Origin of the sequence: Kosakonia sp. WA-90 (assembly GCF_039871955.1) — a bacterium.
In the GTDB taxonomy this organism is placed as follows: domain Bacteria; phylum Pseudomonadota; class Gammaproteobacteria; order Enterobacterales; family Enterobacteriaceae; genus Kosakonia; species Kosakonia oryzendophytica.
On sequence record NZ_JBDPLJ010000001.1, the window covers coordinates 522590 to 539922 of the forward strand.

Consider the following 17333-nt stretch of genomic DNA (forward strand, 5'->3'; position numbering starts at 1 on the left):
TGCCGGGCCGCCACCGTGCAGTGACAGCCCGAACAATTCACGCGGGTTATTGGCTGTCGTTCACTTCGCAGTGACTTAGCATTTTCCACTGTTGCGGCAACACCCGGGTTTCCCCCGTCACGCTGACGGTTACCCGACCGCGAATGTCTGATGAAGATGCGCCAACCTGCAGTTCAAACTCACCCGCCTCTACAATGCGTTTCCCATCACGCCGGGTGAAATTCAGCATATCCACCGGCAAAGTAAAGGTCAGCGTCGCCGATTCTCCGGGTGATAACGCAACCCGCTGAAAGGCTTTCAGCTCCTTCACGGGCCGAACCATCGAGGCGACGTTATCGCGCACATAGATCTGAACCACCTCGTTGCCGCTGCGCTCGCCCACGTTTTTCACCCTCACCTGCAAGCGGATATCGCCTTCAATCGGGACTTCCGGGGTGAGTAAGACAGGCTGACCATATTCAAACTGCGTCCAGCTTTGTCCATACCCAAACGGATAACGGGAACCAAAATGGAATGCATAGGGCGTTCCCCCGCTTTTTAGCTTGTGGTTGTAGTAATACGGCATTGCGCCTGCGCTTTTCGGCACACTCACCACCAGACGTCCCTGTGGCTCGGTACGCCCGGTCAGCACATCAGCAATGGCGTGGCCGCCTTCCTGTCCCGGCGCCCAGGCCATCATCCATGCCGCTACGCGCGTCTCCAGCCCTTGCAGGTTGTACGGACGACCGCCGGTCATCACGACCACCACCGGTTTACCTGTTGCCACCAGCGCCTCCAGCAGTTGTTGCTGTACGCCAGGCAACGTCAGGCTGTCAGTGTCGGAACCTTCCCCCACTGTTCCGCTCTGGAACAACCCGGCCAGATCGCCCACGCAGGCGATAACCACATCGCTCTCCTGCGCCACGCGCACCGCTTCCGGAATCAGTCTTTGGTCCATCGACACCGGTGATTGTTGCATCGGCTTACCTGAGGCATCACCCGGAAATACCGGCGCACCCGCCATGCGTTTTTCGATAATGTGGCAACCTTTAGCATAGCGAACGTTCTCTTCTCCCAATTGCTTGCGCAGTGCCGCCAGCGGCGTTGTCACCTGCGTGGTCTCTTCCAGCATATCGCTGATGATCAAATGAACCGGGAAGCTATAGCCGCTGAGTAACGCCAGCGGATCGTCTGCCGTAGGGCCAACCACCGCTACGCGTGGCGTACCGCTGAGCGGTAGAATGCCATTGTTTTCCAGCAGCGTGAGCGAGCGTGTCGCCACATCCCGCGCCACCTGACGTGTATCATCGGATTGCAAGCGGATGCCTTGTTCATCGGTATACGGATGTTCAAACAGACCGAGGCGGAACTTCACTGTCAACACACGAGCGACGATCTCATCCACTTTCGCCATCGATATCAGTCCACGTTCAACCGCCTGTGCCAGATGGCGTGCGCAATCATCTTTCGGCAGTTCCACATCCAGACCCGCATTGAAAGATAATGCCGCTGATTCGGCTGCATCGTGAGAGATCCCATGATGCTGATGCAACAGACTGACGCCGCCATAATCGGCGACAATGATGCCGTCAAATCCCCACTGCTCCCGCAGCAATGTGGTCAGCAAGAAATGATCACTGTGACCCGGCTGATTATCGATATCGTGATAGGCAGGCATCAGCGAACCGGCTTTCGCCATTTTTACCGCCATCTCGAAAGGCAGCAGAAATGTGTCGTTCAGTTCGCAAAAGCCCAGATGCACCGGCGCATGGTTGCGCGCGCCTTCGCTGAAAGAGTGGCCCACATAGTGTTTAAGCGTGGCCAGCATATCGCCCTTCTCACCCTGTAACCCTTCAACGTAGGCGCAGGCCATTACTCCAACCAGCCAGGGATCCTCACCGAATGTCTCTTCGGTCCGCCCCCAGCGCACATCCCTGGACACATCCAGCACCGGGGCCAACCCCTGTTTACAGCCTGTGGAGCGCGCCTCCTGTCCAATGTGCCAGGCAGCGCGTTTGATCAATTGGGGATCCCAGGTTGAACCGTAATTCAGCGACGACGGGAACAGCGTAGCGTCTTTGCATAACAATCCCACCAGACACTCTTCATGGAACAGAGCGGGAATACCCAGCCTCGTCTCTTCCACCAACGTTTTTTGCAGGCGGTTGGCCGCACGCACGCCGCGTTTTGCATCCACAATGTGTGTGCCCAGCGGGCGCGTAATCTGCCCGACACCCAGCTTTAGTCGCTGCGCCAGCGCCGCCTGGGCAATCACGCCGGCGAACTCATCACTGAGATCGGTACGTTCACGGTGCTCACCATGTTCATCGAGCACCAGCCATAAGGCGTGCATTTGTGCGAATTTTTCCTCTGGCGTCATACGCGCCAGTAAATCTGCCACACGTTCTGAAACAGGTCGGTTTGCATCTTTATACAGTGCGGTCATCGGCTGACTCCTGTGTTACTGAAATCCGGTGAGGCCTGCGGCTCCGTCGCGCTTTTGCTGATATCGCGTTTACGCATCAATTGCTGAGCAATAGTGTCAGCAAGCTGGCTGTTGAGTTTGTAACGGGTCAGCAGCAGCACCATACAAATAAACAGCAGGCAAGGAATGAGGGTGAAGAGCGCATTGATGGTGGTGAGCACCGTAGGGCTTTGCAGCGCCTGATTGGGCGCATAATCCACGGCACCCAGTACCCATCCCACCACCGCGCCACCGAGAGCGAGGCCAAATTTGATCGCGAACAACGCAGTAGAGAACACCAACCCATCCAGACGTCGCCCGCTGCGATGCTCTTCATAATCCACCACATCGGAAAACATGGTCCACTGCAGTGGCGTCGTCAGGTTTTGAATAAAACTGAACACAATGTTCAGGCCAAAGATCAGCCATACCTGAGAAGGCGGGATAATAAAGATCAGTGCGGCAAAAACCACGAAGGTAATAATCGTCCATTGATAGGCGCGGACACGGTCGAATTTACCCAGCAAACGGGCAGACAACAGTGCACCGGCGAGAGCGGCAAGCATACCGGAAACAATAAAGGTGAAGACCATCTCCGGTCGCTGTAATACATACTTGACGTAATACATGGTGGCCGAACCACGCGTCACCACGGCGGTTAACAATAAGATATTGAACAGAAACACAATGCGCCACTGACTGTTCGCCGCCAGCAGTTTCAGATCACTCAATAGCGAACCGCTAGTGTCGTTGCGGGGCGTAAACCGCTCGCGGGTCATGAAAAAACAGCCGAAGAACAACACAATCCCGAGCAGGCCCATCATGCTCATGGCGTAAAAATAGCCCTTTTGATCATTACCACCGCCAAGATGCGACACCAGCGGTAAGGCAATCACCGTGACAACCAACCCGCCAATAAAAGACAGGCCAAATCGCCAGGACTGCAACGAATGACGTTCATGAGGATCCATTGTCAGCGCGCCGGGCATTGCGCAGTACGGAACATTAATCGCGGAGTAGATAAAGCTCAGGATCGCATAGGTGACGCAGGCATAAATGATTTTTGCCGTCGCGCCGACGTCCGGTACATAGAAAGTAATGAGGCAGCTCACACCAAACGGAATGGCGAACCACAGCAGCCACGGACGGAAGCGGCCATGCCGGGTTTGCGTGCGATCCACCAGCGCGCCAATACAGGGATCGACAAAAGCATCGATCACGCGCACCACCAAAAACATGGTACCCATGATCGCGGCGGGTAAACCAAAGACATCGGTATAGAAATACGCAAGAAACAGTGTTGCGGTTTGCCAGACAAGGGCGCTTGCCATATCACCCAGGCCGTAACCTATTTTGTCTGTAGTACGAAGGACAGAGGGAATTGTCATTTTTATCAGCCTTGTGAGGTTAAAAATTTTTCAACCTGGCGCGAAATTCGCATCGCGCCGCTCACTACCGGCTAAAGTATTGGAAGAAGAAAACCGGCTCACAATTACAATAATTGCCAGGCTTTTTACGATTTTTAGTTATTGTGATCGAAGACGACTTCGCGTTTGAAATAAAAAAATCCCCGACGTTATGCCGGGGATTTTCATTTAGCCGTTATTTTTTCAGCTCAGCTAGGCTCAACCAGGTCTGAACGACGGTATCCGGATTCAGGGAAAGGCTGTCGATGCCTTCATCCATCAACCATGCGGCAAAATCTTCATGGTCGGACGGCCCCTGCCCGCAGATGCCCACATATTTGCCCTGTTTCTTCGCCGCGCGAATAGCCATTGAAAGCAGCGCCTTCACCGCATCATTGCGCTCGTCAAACAGTTCAGATACCACACCGGAATCACGATCGAGACCAAGGGTCAATTGCGTCATGTCGTTGGAACCAATAGAGAAGCCATCGAAATATTCGAGGAACTGTTCCGCCAGTAACGCATTCGAGGGGATCTCACACATCATAATAATTTTGAGTCCATTCTCGCCGCGTTTCAGCCCCTGACGCGCCAACTCGTCCACGACGGCTTTCGCTTGTTCAACGGTGCGCACGAACGGGATCATAATTTCAACGTTGGTCAGCCCCATATCGTTACGCACGCGTTTCACCGCTTCACACTCCAGCGCGAAGCAGTCGCGGAAGCTGTCAGCAACATAACGGCCCGCCCCACGGAAGCCAAGCATCGGGTTCTCTTCTTCCGGTTCGTAGCGTTCGCCGCCGACAAGGTTTGCATATTCGTTCGATTTGAAATCGGACAAACGCACAATCACGCGTTTTGGCCAGAAAGCCGCGCCGAGCGTGGAAATGCCTTCCGTCAGGCGACCGACGTAGAACTCGACCGGCGAATCAAATCCTTTCATCATCTCGCGGATTTCGCTTTGCAGCTTCGGCTCCTGGTCATCAAACTCCAGCAGCGCACGCGGGTGCACACCAATCATACGGTTGATGATGAATTCCAGACGCGCCAGGCCAACGCCTTCGTTTGGCAGGCAGGCAAAATCAAAGGCGCGATCCGGGTTGCCAACGTTCATCATGATCTTCAGCGGCAGATCCGGCATGGTGTCTACGCTGGAGCTTTTCACGCTGAAATCCAGCAGATCGGCATACACGTAACCGGTGTCCCCTTCGGCGCAGGAGACGGTGACTTTCTCACCGGTTTTGATGCGCTCCGTTGCGTCACCGCAACCCACTACCGCCGGGATCCCCAGCTCACGGGCAATGATCGCAGCGTGGCAAGTACGGCCGCCGCGGTTAGTGACAATCGCTGCTGCTTTTTTCATGATCGGTTCCCAATCCGGGTCGGTCATGTCGGTGACCAGCACGTCGCCCGGTTGGATCAGGTTCATTTCGCTAATGTCCTGGATCACTTTCACCGTGCCCGCGCCAATGCGATGCCCGATAGCACGGCCTTCAGAAACGATTTTTCCCTGCGCATGAAGGGTATATCGTTCCATCACCTGACCACGTGAACGCACCGTTTCAGGACGCGCCTGGACAATAAACAGTTTGCCGGTATGACCATCTTTTGCCCATTCAATATCCATTGGACGGCCATAGTGTTTCTCGATTTGCACCGCCTGTTTCGCCAGCGCCTGCACTTCCTCGTCGGACAATGAGAAACGGTCACGATCCGCCTGCGGCACATCTTCGATTTGCACCTGCTTGCCATGTTCTTGCGTCGGTGCATAGATCATGCGGATTTTTTTCGAACCCATGGTGCGGCGAACAATCGCCGGACGGTTAGCAGCCAGCGTCGGTTTGTGCACGTAGAATTCATCGGGGTTAACCGCACCCTGCACCACCATCTCACCCAAGCCCCACGCGGAGGTGATAAACACCACCTGGTCGAAGCCGGACTCGGTATCAATGGAGAACATAACACCGGATGAGCCGATGTCGGAACGCACCATCCGCTGGACGCCAGCAGACAGCGCCACACCACGGTGATCATAGCCCTGGTGCACACGGTAGGAGATGGCGCGGTCATTAAACAGGGAAGCGAACACATGCTTAATCGCCACCAGCACCGCATCATAACCTTGCACATTGAGGAAGGTTTCCTGCTGCCCGGCGAAGGAGGCATCCGGCATATCTTCGGCGGTGGCCGATGATCGGACCGCGAAGGACGCTTGCGCATCATCTTCCGATAATTTTGCGTAAGCATCATGAACGGCCTTTTCCAGCGCTGGCGTAAACGGCGTCTCGACCACCCACTGGCGGATCTGCGTGCCGGCTTTTGCCAGTTCGGAAACATCATCGATGTCCGTTTTATCCAGTAGTTCATAAATACGTTGGTTCAGCCCGCTTTGCTCAAGGAACTGATTAAACGCATAGGCGGTGGTTGCAAAACCGTTCGGTACGGATACGCCGACACCGGACAGATTAGTAATCATCTCACCAAGGGAGGCATTTTTGCCTCCAACTCTGTCTACATCATTCATGCCGAGTTGGTCATACCAAAGCACCAGCGGAGACGAGTCATTGTTGGACATCGAAACAATCCTTTTGTGATATATGAATGGGTAAAACACCAGACTACCCATTAATCCTGGCATAATTAATTCCGTTGAAAAAACGGTGAATCGTGTAAGCAATTACGATTTCTGGTTTTTCGGACAGATTCCCATCAATCTGCGGTCCTCGGTAATAGTCATTCTTAAGTAAAACCTTATTTTTCATGCAACAATAAAAAAATTGAACTCAGCTTTTCATTAAAAACAAAAACACCATTTCATTTTTAAAAATGAGAAAAAGGAGATACGCAATATCGGTGTTTTAATTTATGCTTTCAGAGAATTACGTATGATATTCAGGATGGATTAAATGGAGAGTTCTGTAGATCGCCACGTGTTTTATATTTCTGATGGAACCGCTATCACCGCCGAAGTATTAGGCCACGCGGTCATGTCGCAGTTCCCTGTTACTGTAAGTAGTATAACGCTTCCATTCGTGGAAAACGAAAGCCGTGCCAGAGCCGTCAAGGAACAAATAGATGCTATCTATCAACAGACCGGCAACCGGCCGCTGGTTTTCTATTCCATCGTCCTTCCGGAAATTCGCTCTATTATTTTGCAAAGCGAAGGATTTTGTCAGGACATCGTGCAGGCGCTGGTTGCCCCATTGCAGCAGGAATTAAAACTCGATCCCACACCGATTGCGCATCGTACACATGGGCTCAATCCAGGTAATTTAACCAAATATGACGCCCGAATTGCAGCGATTGATTACACTCTCGCGCACGATGATGGTATTTCACTGCGTAATCTCGATCAGGCGCAGGTGATTTTACTGGGTGTTTCCCGTTGCGGTAAAACACCCACCAGTCTCTATCTGGCAATGCAATTTGGTATTCGCGCAGCAAATTATCCTTTTATCGCCGACGATATGGATAACCTCATTCTTCCCGCAGCCCTGAAGCCATTGCAACATAAATTATTTGGTCTGACCATTAATCCAGAGCGTCTTGCCGCGATTCGCGAAGAACGCAGGGAAAACAGTCGGTACGCGTCGTTACGCCAGTGTCGGATGGAAGTGCAGGAAGTTGAAGCGCTTTACCGCAAGAACAATATTCCTTGTCTCAACAGTACCAATTACTCGGTGGAAGAGATCGCGACAAAAATGCTCGACATTATGGGGCTGAATCGCCGCATGTACTAACAGACTAGTACGAGAGTTCAATGTGCGCTATCATATGCGGCAATGATGTGATGCGCGTCACAGTCAGACTTGTAATAAGCCGGGATTGGTTTAAGGTGATGCGCATTACTTCCGGCATTTCTGCCCATGAAGCACACCTTTTTTGAGATTTCTGATGAATAAAACCGATGAACTTCGCACTGCGCGCATCGACAGGTTGGTGACGCCATCTGAACTGGCGCAGTTGCACCCTGTTAGCGCAGAAGTCGCGGAGCACGTAACGCATTCCCGTCGCCGGATCGAAAAAATCCTCAATGGCGAAGATCGTCGCCTGCTGGTCATTATTGGCCCTTGCTCCATCCACGACCTTGATGCGGCAATGGATTATGCCCGCCGCCTTAAGACATTACGGGAAAAACACACTGCGCATCTGGAAATCGTGATGCGCACCTATTTTGAAAAACCCCGCACCGTTGTGGGCTGGAAAGGGCTGATTTCCGATCCAGACCTTAACGGCAGTTACCGGGTCAACCACGGTATCGAACTGGCACGTAAATTACTGTTGCAGGTAAACGAACTTGGCGTCCCCACGGCGACGGAGTTCCTTGATATGGTGACAGGTCAATTTATCGCCGACTTAATCAGTTGGGGAGCGATTGGCGCACGGACCACGGAAAGTCAGATCCACCGGGAAATGGCCTCCGCGCTCTCTTGCCCGGTAGGCTTCAAAAATGGCACCGACGGCAATACCCGTATCGCAGTAGATGCCATTCGCGCCTCGCGTGCCAGCCATATGTTTCTCTCCCCGGATAAAAGCGGGCAGATGACCATCTACCAGACCAGTGGTAACCCGTACGGCCATATCATTATGCGTGGGGGGAAAAAACCCAACTACCATGCCGAAGACATTGCGAATGCCTGCACGACATTGCGTGAATTTGATCTGCCGGAACATCTGGTGGTGGACTTCAGTCATGGCAACTGCCAGAAACAACACCGTCTGCAACTGGATGTCTGCGATGATATTTGCACGCAGATCCGTAACGGCTCAACCGCGATTGCCGGTGTGATGGTGGAAAGTTTCCTGCAAGAAGGGACGCAAAAAATCGTGAGTGGTCAACCGATGGTGTATGGGCAATCCATTACCGATCCTTGCCTGAGTTGGGAAGACAGCGAAGACCTGCTCGTCAGATTAGCTGACGCAGTAGCAACACGCTTTTGATCCTCTCCCGCCGTTCGCGGCGGGAATCCCCTTTTCTCCCTACGTCTTCCTGGGGGATCAGCCGCAAAACAGCGACGTGCCCCTTGCCTCTCACGTCAGAATATTGATAATGATTCTCATTGTTAATACAGATTTTGCTTTGAGCTGAGATGTCGCATATGGATAGCACGACGATGCCCCCGGTCAGATCCCAGGAAAACGCCACGCATATCATTCCCACCGATCGCCGCATCAGCAGTCAGATACTGCTGGGCGACGAAGGACGTGTGGTGATTGAGCACAAAGGCCAGCACTATCTGCTACGCCAGACCCACGCAGGAAAGCTCATCCTCACCAAATAACAGCCCGTTAGCTTGAACAGCTCACTTCAAGACGTTTACCCCAGTCCGGCGGACGATGGACATAGTCATCATGGCGATCGATAAAGGGCTGACGAAGCGCGTCATGAAGTTGTTCCAGCTCTGCATTATTGCCCTGCTCCGCGGCTTCTATGGCACGCTGTGCCAGCCAGTTTCGCAAAACGATTGCCGGATTGGCGCTTTTCATCCGTTGTTGCCGCTGTGCATCATCAATGTTTTCCGCCTGGAGACGCGCACGGTAATCCGTGAACCAGCGATCAAACGCTGCGCGATCGATAAATTCATCACGCAGCGGTGAACTGGCGCTGTGCTGTTCCGTCAGACTCAGCATGCGGAAAGTACGGGTATAATCGCTTCCTTCCCGCGCCATTAATGAGAACAACCCATCCAGCAACTGGTTATCACCTTGCTGCTGACTCACGAACCCCAGCTTGCGGCGCATTAACACGCCATACTCTGTCAACAGCACATGCTGATACTCATCCAGCGCTGCGTTTAACGCTTCGACAGCGATAAACGGCGACAGCGACTGCGCCAAACGCTGAAGATTCCACAAGGCAACGGCGGGCTGGTTATCGAAACTGTAACGCCCCTGATAGTCCGAATGATTGCAAATGAAACCCGGTTCATAATCATCCAGAAAACCAAACGGGCCATAGTCAATTGTCAGTCCGAGGATCGACATGTTATCTGTATTCATGACGCCATGAGCAAACCCCACCGCCTGCCAGCGGGCGATCAGTGCCGCTGTGCGCCGTACGACGTCACGGAACCAGACCACATATTTATCGCCTTCATCGTGTAACGCTGGCCAGTGATGGCGGATCACAAAATCTGCCAATTGCTGCACTTTTTGTGGCTCGCGGCGATAGTAGAAGTGCTCGAAATGCCCGAAACGCACGTGACTTTCGGCAATACGCATCAGCATTGCGCCCGATTCCCGTCGCTCACGCATCACCGGCGTCTCACTGGTCACGATACTGAGCGCGCGCGTAGTGGGAATACCGAGGTAATGCATCGCTTCCGATGCCAGGCTCTCGCGAATTGTCGAACGCAGCACCGCACGGCCATCTCCCATGCGCGAATAAGGCGTCAGCCCAGCCCCTTTCAGATGCCAGTCTCGGGTGGAGCCATCCTGCAATTGCTGTTCTCCAAGCAGGATACCGCGCCCGTCGCCCAGTTGACCGGCCCAGACGCCGAATTGATGTCCACTATAGACTTGTGCCAGTGGCGACATGCCCGGAAGCAGTGTTTCGCCGCCCCAGACGCCCGCCCCGGAAGTGGGATGGAAAAGGGCATCCGGTACGCCCAGCTCACGCGCCAGCGGTACGTTACGCCAGATCAGCCGCGCATTATCAAGCGGTGTCGGTGACAACGCGCTATAAAATTCTGGCAACTCGTCGCGCCAGTGGGTAGTAAAAGACAGGGTCATGGTTCCTCCTGCTTTTAGTGTAGTGCCTTCAGCGACGATTAAACACGGGGGAAAAGCAGGGCTATGGATGTATCAGCGAGGTGATCATCGATACAGTCACCGCTGGCCACAGTGCGCCTTGCATGGCGCTGAACTGGAATGGAATGGCCTTTTTTAACGCAAGCTCATTATCGATACCGGTAATCATGATCGAACGACAGTATGGTTCAATTTGCGAAACGATCGCCCGCATAAATGGCTCAAATGAATGGGAAGATAATCGTTGATGAACGAAATTTTTATCTAACGCCACACCTTTAAACAGGCCATCGAAAATGGCTTTGGTCGACGCAGCACCAGAACCAAAATTTGCCAGCACTAACGGATATCGTTTCGCCAATAGAGACAATATCTGATTTTCTTTACCCATATTCAGACCGGGATAGTTCTCATTGATGGTAAATTCCAGGAAGGGGAATTTATCCACGCGAGCAGCAAGTTGTTCATTCGATAACAAAGCATCAACAATAAGCGGGGAAATATTTATCCAGGCAATTAACTGATGTTGTATAAAAAAGAGTTGGCAGGTTTCAAGCAACGCAAGCTGCTCAGCAAACAGCGCCAGCGTCTCGTCTGCCGTCAGGCGTGGCAAGACCAGCTCTGTGGGCGCACGCACAGTACTGTCGCTACCCACAAAGTTTACAATAATCTCCAGCCCCTGAAGCATTCCGTTACCATTTTTCGCAGGCAGTAATAAAAGCTCGGAGCGATATGTGTCATCCAGCGATACAATCATTGTGCCAGTCCCGCATTAAGGGTGAAGTCCGGCATTCTTAAACCCAGGTAAACATAATTCAAATTTGTTGATTTTAATGAGATTAACTTCATTTTTTTCCATTTAATATTCAGATTCTCCTTAATCCTTATTAAGTTTTAGCAGCTTAGAAAACTAATAAGCCACGATTCCAGAGCCCAGTGTACGATAAAATTAATTAATATTATAAATATTAATTAGCAGAAACATCCTGGTTTAATAAACGTGAATGCTCAAAAACAAAAGAGAAGCGACTACTCTCGCTCCTCCTCTCGCTTTCCCCGACGCACGACGAGCACGATATGACTCAAATCCGCCGTGCCTGCCAGAAATTCTTACGCCAGTAAACGTTATCAAGAGAGGAACGCATCACCCCACGACTGGTCGATGCATGAATAAACGCGTGGTCAGTATCATAAATGCCAACATGCAGCCCATTTTCGCCAGAGCCAGTTTTAAAGAACACCAGATCACCGGGCAGCAAATCGTCTTTATCGATCCTTGTGCCAATTTCCGCCTGCTGACGCGTTTCCCGCGGGAGTTGGAGGGCAAACTTATCGCGGAATGTCATCATCACGAAGCCAGAGCAATCAATGCCCGAACGACTGGTTCCCCCGTAGCGATACGGCGTACCGTTCCATTCACTAAGCTGATCATTCAGATTAGCAATAACGGTAATCGAGTCGGACAATCTCGGGTTAGGTGGCGGTGCGCGATGCGAACTACATCCTGCAAGGAATAGCGCTGCGGCCACAAGAAACCAGATACGCATTCTGGACCAAGCCTCGTTCTTTCTTTTCTCGGAATAATCTACCGTGGGAGTACGATATGTGGCAAGTCACGTTTTTGTCACGTCACGGGGATCAGCATCGAATGGCCTTCGATTTCCAGCCGCCGGAAGGGTACGCCGTAAGCCACCTCAAGCATTGATGGCACCAATACGTCCTGCCCTGCACCGTTGGCAATCAGCTTGCCACCATTCAATAACCATGCCTGATGGGTATGCCGTAACGTGTGGTTCAGGTCATGGCTACTCATCACCAGCGTAATGCCTGACGCCACCAGTTCGCAGAGCAGCTTATCCAACGCGGCTTGCTGTGCAATGTCGAGACCATTCATTGGCTCATCCAGCAACAGAAGCTGCCCGGACGGATTACCGCGCGGGTGGATCTGTAATATCACCGCGGCAAGACGCACGCGCTGCCATTCCCCGCCGGAAAGCTGGTTCACTGCCCGATCCAGTTTATCGTTCAGCCCCAGTTTCCCGGCGATCTCCAGCAATAAGGCGCTTTGCGCGCCATCGGGCTGATGCAACGACAGGTAATGCCAGACTGGCATGGCGAAAGGCGGCGTTTGTTGCTGGGCAAGGTAAGCACGATGGCGCGCCAGTTGCGTCGCAGGCCAGCGCTCCAGAGGCTGTCCATCGAATAGCACACATCCCTGCCCGCCAGACAATCCTGCAAGGCGGGTCAATAAGGTGCTTTTCCCCGCACCGTTAGGCCCCACCATGTGCAGGATCTCTCCACGACCAATGGTTGACGTTATCGGACCCAGTCGACCCGCAGCCCCCACATCCAGCAATTGCAACAGCATCGGTATTATTTCGCCAGTGCGTCTTTAATGGCTGCCAGCAAGAGCGGATCTTCCGGTGTCATATCCGGCGAGAAACGTTGGATCAGATGACCATCGCGACCGATAAGGAATTTTTCGAAGTTCCACAAAATGTCACCCGGCTCCTTCGGCGCACGCCCTTTACTCTCCATACGCTCATAGAACCCACTGCCTTCAGGCGCAACAGCCACGGGCGCTGCAGCAATCAATTTTTTATAGAGCGGATGACGAGATTCTCCGTTGACCTCTATTTTGCTGAACATCGGAAAGGTCACGCCATACGTGGTGCTGCAAAACGTTTTGATCTCTTCTTCGGAGCCAGGCTCCTGGCCGAGGAACTGGTTACAAGGGAAGCCGAGCACGCTGAACCCTTCGTCGCCTAACGTCTTCTGGAGGTTTTCCAGTTGCTCATACTGCGGCGTCAGCCCACATTTCGAGGCAACGTTAACCACCAGCAGCACATTACCGCGGTAGTTTTCGAGCGTGGTGTTTTCACCCTCAATGGTCGTGACGTCAGTTTTCAGAATATCCTGTTGCATAGCATCCCCTTTGTTGATGTTGTGGTTGTCAGACTTAGCGCCCAACTTTTAATAATAGCCAGATAAACACCGGTGCGCCCAGCGTGGCGGTTACGACACCTATTGGTAACTCAGCGGCGCTTAATGCAAGACGGGCGACAACATCGGCAAAGAGCAACGCCGATGCGCCAGTTAACGCACAGGCGGGCAATAGCACCCGGTGATCGGTCAGACCGCATAATCGTAGGATATGCGGGATCACCAGACCGATAAAACCTATTGCCCCGGCAAGCGCGACGCTGACACCCACCATCCAGCCCGTAGCGACCACCAATACATTACGCCATAACCATAATGGCAATCCCAGCTGTCGCGCTGACACGTCCCCCAGCGCCAGCACATTAAGTGGTGCCGACTGCAAACAGATCCACCCCATAACGGGCAGCAGCGCAAGCATCAACCAGCTCTGTTGCCAGTCAACACCACCAAAACCGCCCATCATCCAGTACATCAATTGGCGTAAATCGAACGAGGTTGAAAAATAGACCGCCCAGGTGGTTAATGCTGTGCAAATAATGCCGAGCGCAACACCAGCCAGTAACAGCCGACTGGTAGAAAGATGTCTGCGAGCAAAACGCAGCAGAATCAGCGTCACGATAAGCGCACCGGCGATAGCACAGACACCTAGCGCCCAAGTGGGTAGCATGCCGCCACCGAGCAGAACAGCGGCAATCAGGCCAACACCGGCGCCACTGGAGACGCCCAGCAGACCCGGTTCAGCCAGCGGGTTTTCAAATAAAGCCTGCATAACGGCACCGGAGAGCGCCAGCGCTGCGCCGACCAACAGTACCGCCAATGTGCGCGGCAGACGAATTTGCCAGACGAAGAGTTGCCCGCCGGGGGTAAACCAGGCATTGGGAGCAATCCATTGTTCACCCGCGCACAGGCTGAAAACGAGCGCGAACAGTAAAAGCAGCGATAAACCGCATAGCCAGCGGCGATTGCGTTGCTGTTGGAGATGAGCGTATGCCAGCATGTTTTCCGTGATGCCCGTCAGTCAGGTGACTGATTCTAAGGTTGATGCGGCGCGCTGAAAAGAAAAAAGGCCGCATGGCGGCCTTTTTAGTTAGTTCATATCACTCAGCTTTGGGCGAAGCGTTTTCGACACGGCTTTTTAACTTCTGACCGGGTCTGAAGGTCACCACGCGCCGGGCTGTAATGGGAATATCTTCGCCCGTTTTCGGGTTACGTCCCGGACGTTGATTTTTGTCGCGCAAATCGAAGTTGCCAAAGCCGGAGAGTTTTACCTGCTCACCGTTTTCCAGAGCACGACGGATCTCTTCGAAAAACAGCTCTACCAGCTCTTTTGCGTCCCGCTTGCTAAGCCCTAGCTTATCAAACAGATATTCTGACATTTCAGCTTTTGTAAGCGCCATAGGTTCAATCCCTCAATGATGCCTGGAATCGCTCTTTTAATGCCTCTACACATCTGGCAACGGTAGCGGCAATCTCCTCTTCTTCGAGTGTACGGCTGGTATCCTGAAGGATCAGGCTAATGGCAAGGCTCTTATACCCTTCCTCTACACCCTTACCGCGGTACACGTCAAATAAGTTTACGCCAACTACCTGATTTACGCCAACTTTCTTACATTCGCCCAAAACATCTGCTGCAGCCACATTTTCAGCGACGACAACAGCGATATCACGACGGTTTGCAGGGAAGCGAGAAATCTCCTGAGCCTGAGGAACCACGCGGTCTGCAAGCGCATTCCACTCCAGTTCAAACACCAGCGTACGACCATTGAGATCGAGTTTACGCTCCAGCTCCGGATGGACTACCCCAATGAAACCTATACGTTTATCTTTCAGATAAATCGCGGCGGACTGCCCCGGATGCAATGCCGGATTCGCCTCTGCGCGGAACTCGATCGCCGATAATTTGCCCGTCAACTCCAGGACCGACTCCAGGTCGCCTTTCAGATCGAAGAAATCGACGCTGCCTTTCGCCAGATCCCAGTGCTCTTCATAGCGGTTACCGCAAATTGCACCCGCCAGCATCACATCCTGGCGGATGCCCAGGTTTGCCTGAGTATCCGGAACAAAACGCAAACCAGTTTCGAAAATGCGAACGCGGCTCTGCTGACGGTTCTGGTTATAAACAATGGTGCCAAGCAGACCGGTCCACAGTGATAAGCGCATTGCCGACATTTCACTGGAGATCGGGCTTGGCAGGATCAGGGCTTCTTCCCCCGGGTGGATCAACTGTTGCAGTTTCGGATCGACGAAACTGTAGGTGATCACTTCCTGGTAGCCTTTATCATTCAGCAGCGTTTTCACGCGCTTAAGCGACAGGTTCGCTTCGCGGTGCGAACCCATGATCAGACCAGCCTGCACTGGCTCATCCGGAATATTGTTGTAGCCGTATACACGCGCCACTTCTTCCACCAGATCTTCTTCGATTTCCATATCGAAACGCCAGCTCGGCGCGACGGCCAGCCACTCATCCTGACCTTCGGTCACTTCACAGCCCAGGCGGTTCAGAATGTCGCTTACTTGCTCATCGGCAATGTGATGGCCAATCAGGCGATCCAGTTTGCTGCGACGCAAGCGGATAGTCGCTCGTTTCGGCAGCGTCGCCTCGTTTGTCACGTCAATTACCGGGCCTGCCTCACCGCCACAAATGTCCAGCAACAGGCGGGTAGCCCGTTCCATGGCTTTGTACTGCAGTTGCGGGTCAACGCCACGCTCATAGCGATGGGACGCATCCGTATGCAAACCATGACGACGCGCGCGACCGGTAATAGAGAGCGGATTGAAGAAGGCGCACTCCAGCAACACGTTCTGCGTTTCAGCGTTCACACCGGAGTGTTCACCGCCGAAAATACCGCCCATCGCCAGCGCTTTGTTATGATCTGCAATCACCAGCGTATCTGCGTTCAGCTTCGCTTCGCTGCCATCGAGCAATACGAGAGTTTCACCCTCTTTCGCCATACGGACGACGATACCGCCATCCAGACGATCGCGGTCAAAGGCGTGCATCGGCTGACCCAGCTCAAGCAGAACGTAGTTGGTGACATCCACCACCGCATCGATAGAACGAATACCGCAGCGACGCAGTTTCTCTTTCATCCACAGCGGCGTTGGCGCTTTTACGTTAATGCCCTTCACCACACGACCAAGGTAGCGTGGACAGGCTTCAACGGCCTCTACTGTAATCGGCAACGTGTCGTTGATCGTTGCAGCAACCGGCGTCATTTCTGGTGCTACCAGCGGTGACTTATTCAGTACCGCCACATCGCGTGCCACACCAATAATACCGAGGCAGTCAGCACGGTTCGGAGTAACGCTGATTTCGATGGTGTTATCATCAAGTTTCAGGTATTCACGAATATCGGTGCCAATCGGCGCATCCGCCGGCAGTTCGATAATGCCGCTGTGATCGTCAGAAATACCCAGCTCAGAGAAGGAGCACAGCATACCTTCAGACGGCTCGCCACGCAGTTTTGCCGCTTTGATTTTGAAATCACCCGGTAACACCGCGCCGACGGTTGCAACGGCCACTTTCAGTCCCAGACGGCAGTTTGGTGCGCCACAGACGATGTCCAGCAGACGATCGCCGCCAACATTGACTTTTGTTACGCGCAATTTGTCAGCATTTGGATGCTGAGCGCACGCCATCACTTCGCCCACGACCACGCCGTGAAACGCCCCGGCTACCGGCTCAACGCCGTCCACTTCGAGGCCTGCCATCGTGATTTGGCCCGACAACGCTTCGCTATCAATGGACGGATTGACCCATTCGCGTAACCACAGTTCACTGAATTTCATTG

General features: G+C 53.1%; 14 protein-coding genes. 3 read left to right on the forward strand and 11 right to left on the reverse strand.

Annotated features, from left to right (window positions below; all coding sequences use genetic code 11):
• Nucleotides 1–46 precede the first annotated feature (46 nt).
• The 3 genes from ABGA49_RS02315 to ppsA all read right to left on the reverse strand — a co-directional run bounded on the left by ABGA49_RS02315 (nt 47) and on the right by ppsA (nt 6424).
• Complete coding sequence (locus ABGA49_RS02315; RefSeq protein WP_347665081.1) at nt 47–2425, reverse strand: glycoside hydrolase family 3 N-terminal domain-containing protein; 2379 nt, start codon at nt 2423–2425, stop codon at nt 47–49.
• Nucleotides 2422–3831, reverse strand: a complete 1410-nt coding sequence (locus ABGA49_RS02320; RefSeq protein ID WP_061495223.1) for an MFS transporter — start codon at nt 3829–3831, stop codon at nt 2422–2424. The genes ABGA49_RS02315 and ABGA49_RS02320 overlap by 4 nt, the downstream gene beginning before the upstream one ends.
• 214 nt (nt 3832–4045) lie before the next feature.
• The gene (gene ppsA, locus ABGA49_RS02325) at nt 4046–6424 is read right to left on the reverse strand and encodes a phosphoenolpyruvate synthase (protein WP_061495105.1); all 2379 of its coding nucleotides are present in this window, start codon (nt 6422–6424) and stop codon (nt 4046–4048) included.
• A 331-nt stretch (nt 6425–6755) separates the two neighbouring features.
• On the opposite strand from ppsA, the gene ABGA49_RS02330 reads away from it, so the two are divergent.
• The 3 genes from ABGA49_RS02330 (at nt 6756) to hemP (ending at nt 9131) form a co-directional block, all read left to right on the forward strand.
• Nucleotides 6756–7589, forward strand: coding sequence for a pyruvate, water dikinase regulatory protein (locus ABGA49_RS02330; protein ID WP_061495103.1), 834 nt, complete (start codon nt 6756–6758; stop codon nt 7587–7589).
• A gap of 154 nt (nt 7590–7743) precedes the next feature.
• Complete coding sequence (gene aroH, locus ABGA49_RS02335) at nt 7744–8790, forward strand: 3-deoxy-7-phosphoheptulonate synthase AroH (RefSeq protein WP_061495101.1); 1047 nt, start codon at nt 7744–7746, stop codon at nt 8788–8790.
• Nucleotides 8791–8939: 149 nt separating this feature from the next.
• A complete protein-coding gene (gene hemP, locus ABGA49_RS02340) occupies nt 8940–9131 on the forward strand; it encodes a hemin uptake protein HemP (protein ID WP_061495099.1) in 192 nt (63 codons plus the stop codon).
• A gap of 7 nt (nt 9132–9138) precedes the next feature.
• Here hemP and selO read toward each other — a convergent pair whose 3' ends face one another.
• The 8 genes from selO to pheT form a co-directional block, all read right to left on the reverse strand.
• Nucleotides 9139–10581: a protein adenylyltransferase SelO gene (gene selO / locus ABGA49_RS02345; protein ID WP_134318279.1), complete on the reverse strand. Its 1443-nt coding sequence runs from the start codon at nt 10579–10581 to the stop codon at nt 9139–9141.
• A gap of 61 nt (nt 10582–10642) precedes the next feature.
• Nucleotides 10643–11356 carry an EAL domain-containing protein gene (locus ABGA49_RS02350; protein ID WP_347665082.1) on the reverse strand — a complete coding sequence of 238 codons (714 nt, stop codon included), beginning with the start codon at nt 11354–11356 and terminating at the stop codon, nt 10643–10645.
• 325 nt (nt 11357–11681) lie between these two features.
• Nucleotides 11682–12146 (reverse strand): NlpC/P60 family protein, encoded by a 465-nt coding sequence (locus ABGA49_RS02355; protein WP_061495093.1) that lies wholly within the window; start codon nt 12144–12146, stop codon nt 11682–11684.
• Between the two features lie 77 nt (nt 12147–12223).
• Complete coding sequence (btuD, locus tag ABGA49_RS02360; RefSeq protein WP_061495091.1) at nt 12224–12973, reverse strand: vitamin B12 ABC transporter ATP-binding protein BtuD; 750 nt, start codon at nt 12971–12973, stop codon at nt 12224–12226.
• Entirely contained in the window at nt 12973–13524 is a 552-nt protein-coding gene (locus tag ABGA49_RS02365) for a glutathione peroxidase (RefSeq protein WP_061495090.1), read from the reverse strand. Before ABGA49_RS02365 ends, btuD begins: the two co-directional genes overlap by 1 nt.
• 34 nt (nt 13525–13558) lie before the next feature.
• Nucleotides 13559–14539 (reverse strand): vitamin B12 ABC transporter permease BtuC, encoded by a 981-nt coding sequence (gene btuC / locus ABGA49_RS02370; protein WP_061495088.1) that lies wholly within the window; start codon nt 14537–14539, stop codon nt 13559–13561.
• Nucleotides 14540–14639: 100 nt separating this feature from the next.
• Nucleotides 14640–14939, reverse strand: coding sequence for an integration host factor subunit alpha (ihfA, locus tag ABGA49_RS02375; RefSeq protein WP_006820203.1), 300 nt, complete (start codon nt 14937–14939; stop codon nt 14640–14642).
• Nucleotides 14940–14943: 4 nt separating this feature from the next.
• A complete protein-coding gene (gene pheT, locus ABGA49_RS02380; RefSeq protein WP_061495086.1) occupies nt 14944–17331 on the reverse strand; it encodes a phenylalanine--tRNA ligase subunit beta in 2388 nt (795 codons plus the stop codon).
• Nucleotides 17332–17333: the final 2 nt, after the last annotated feature.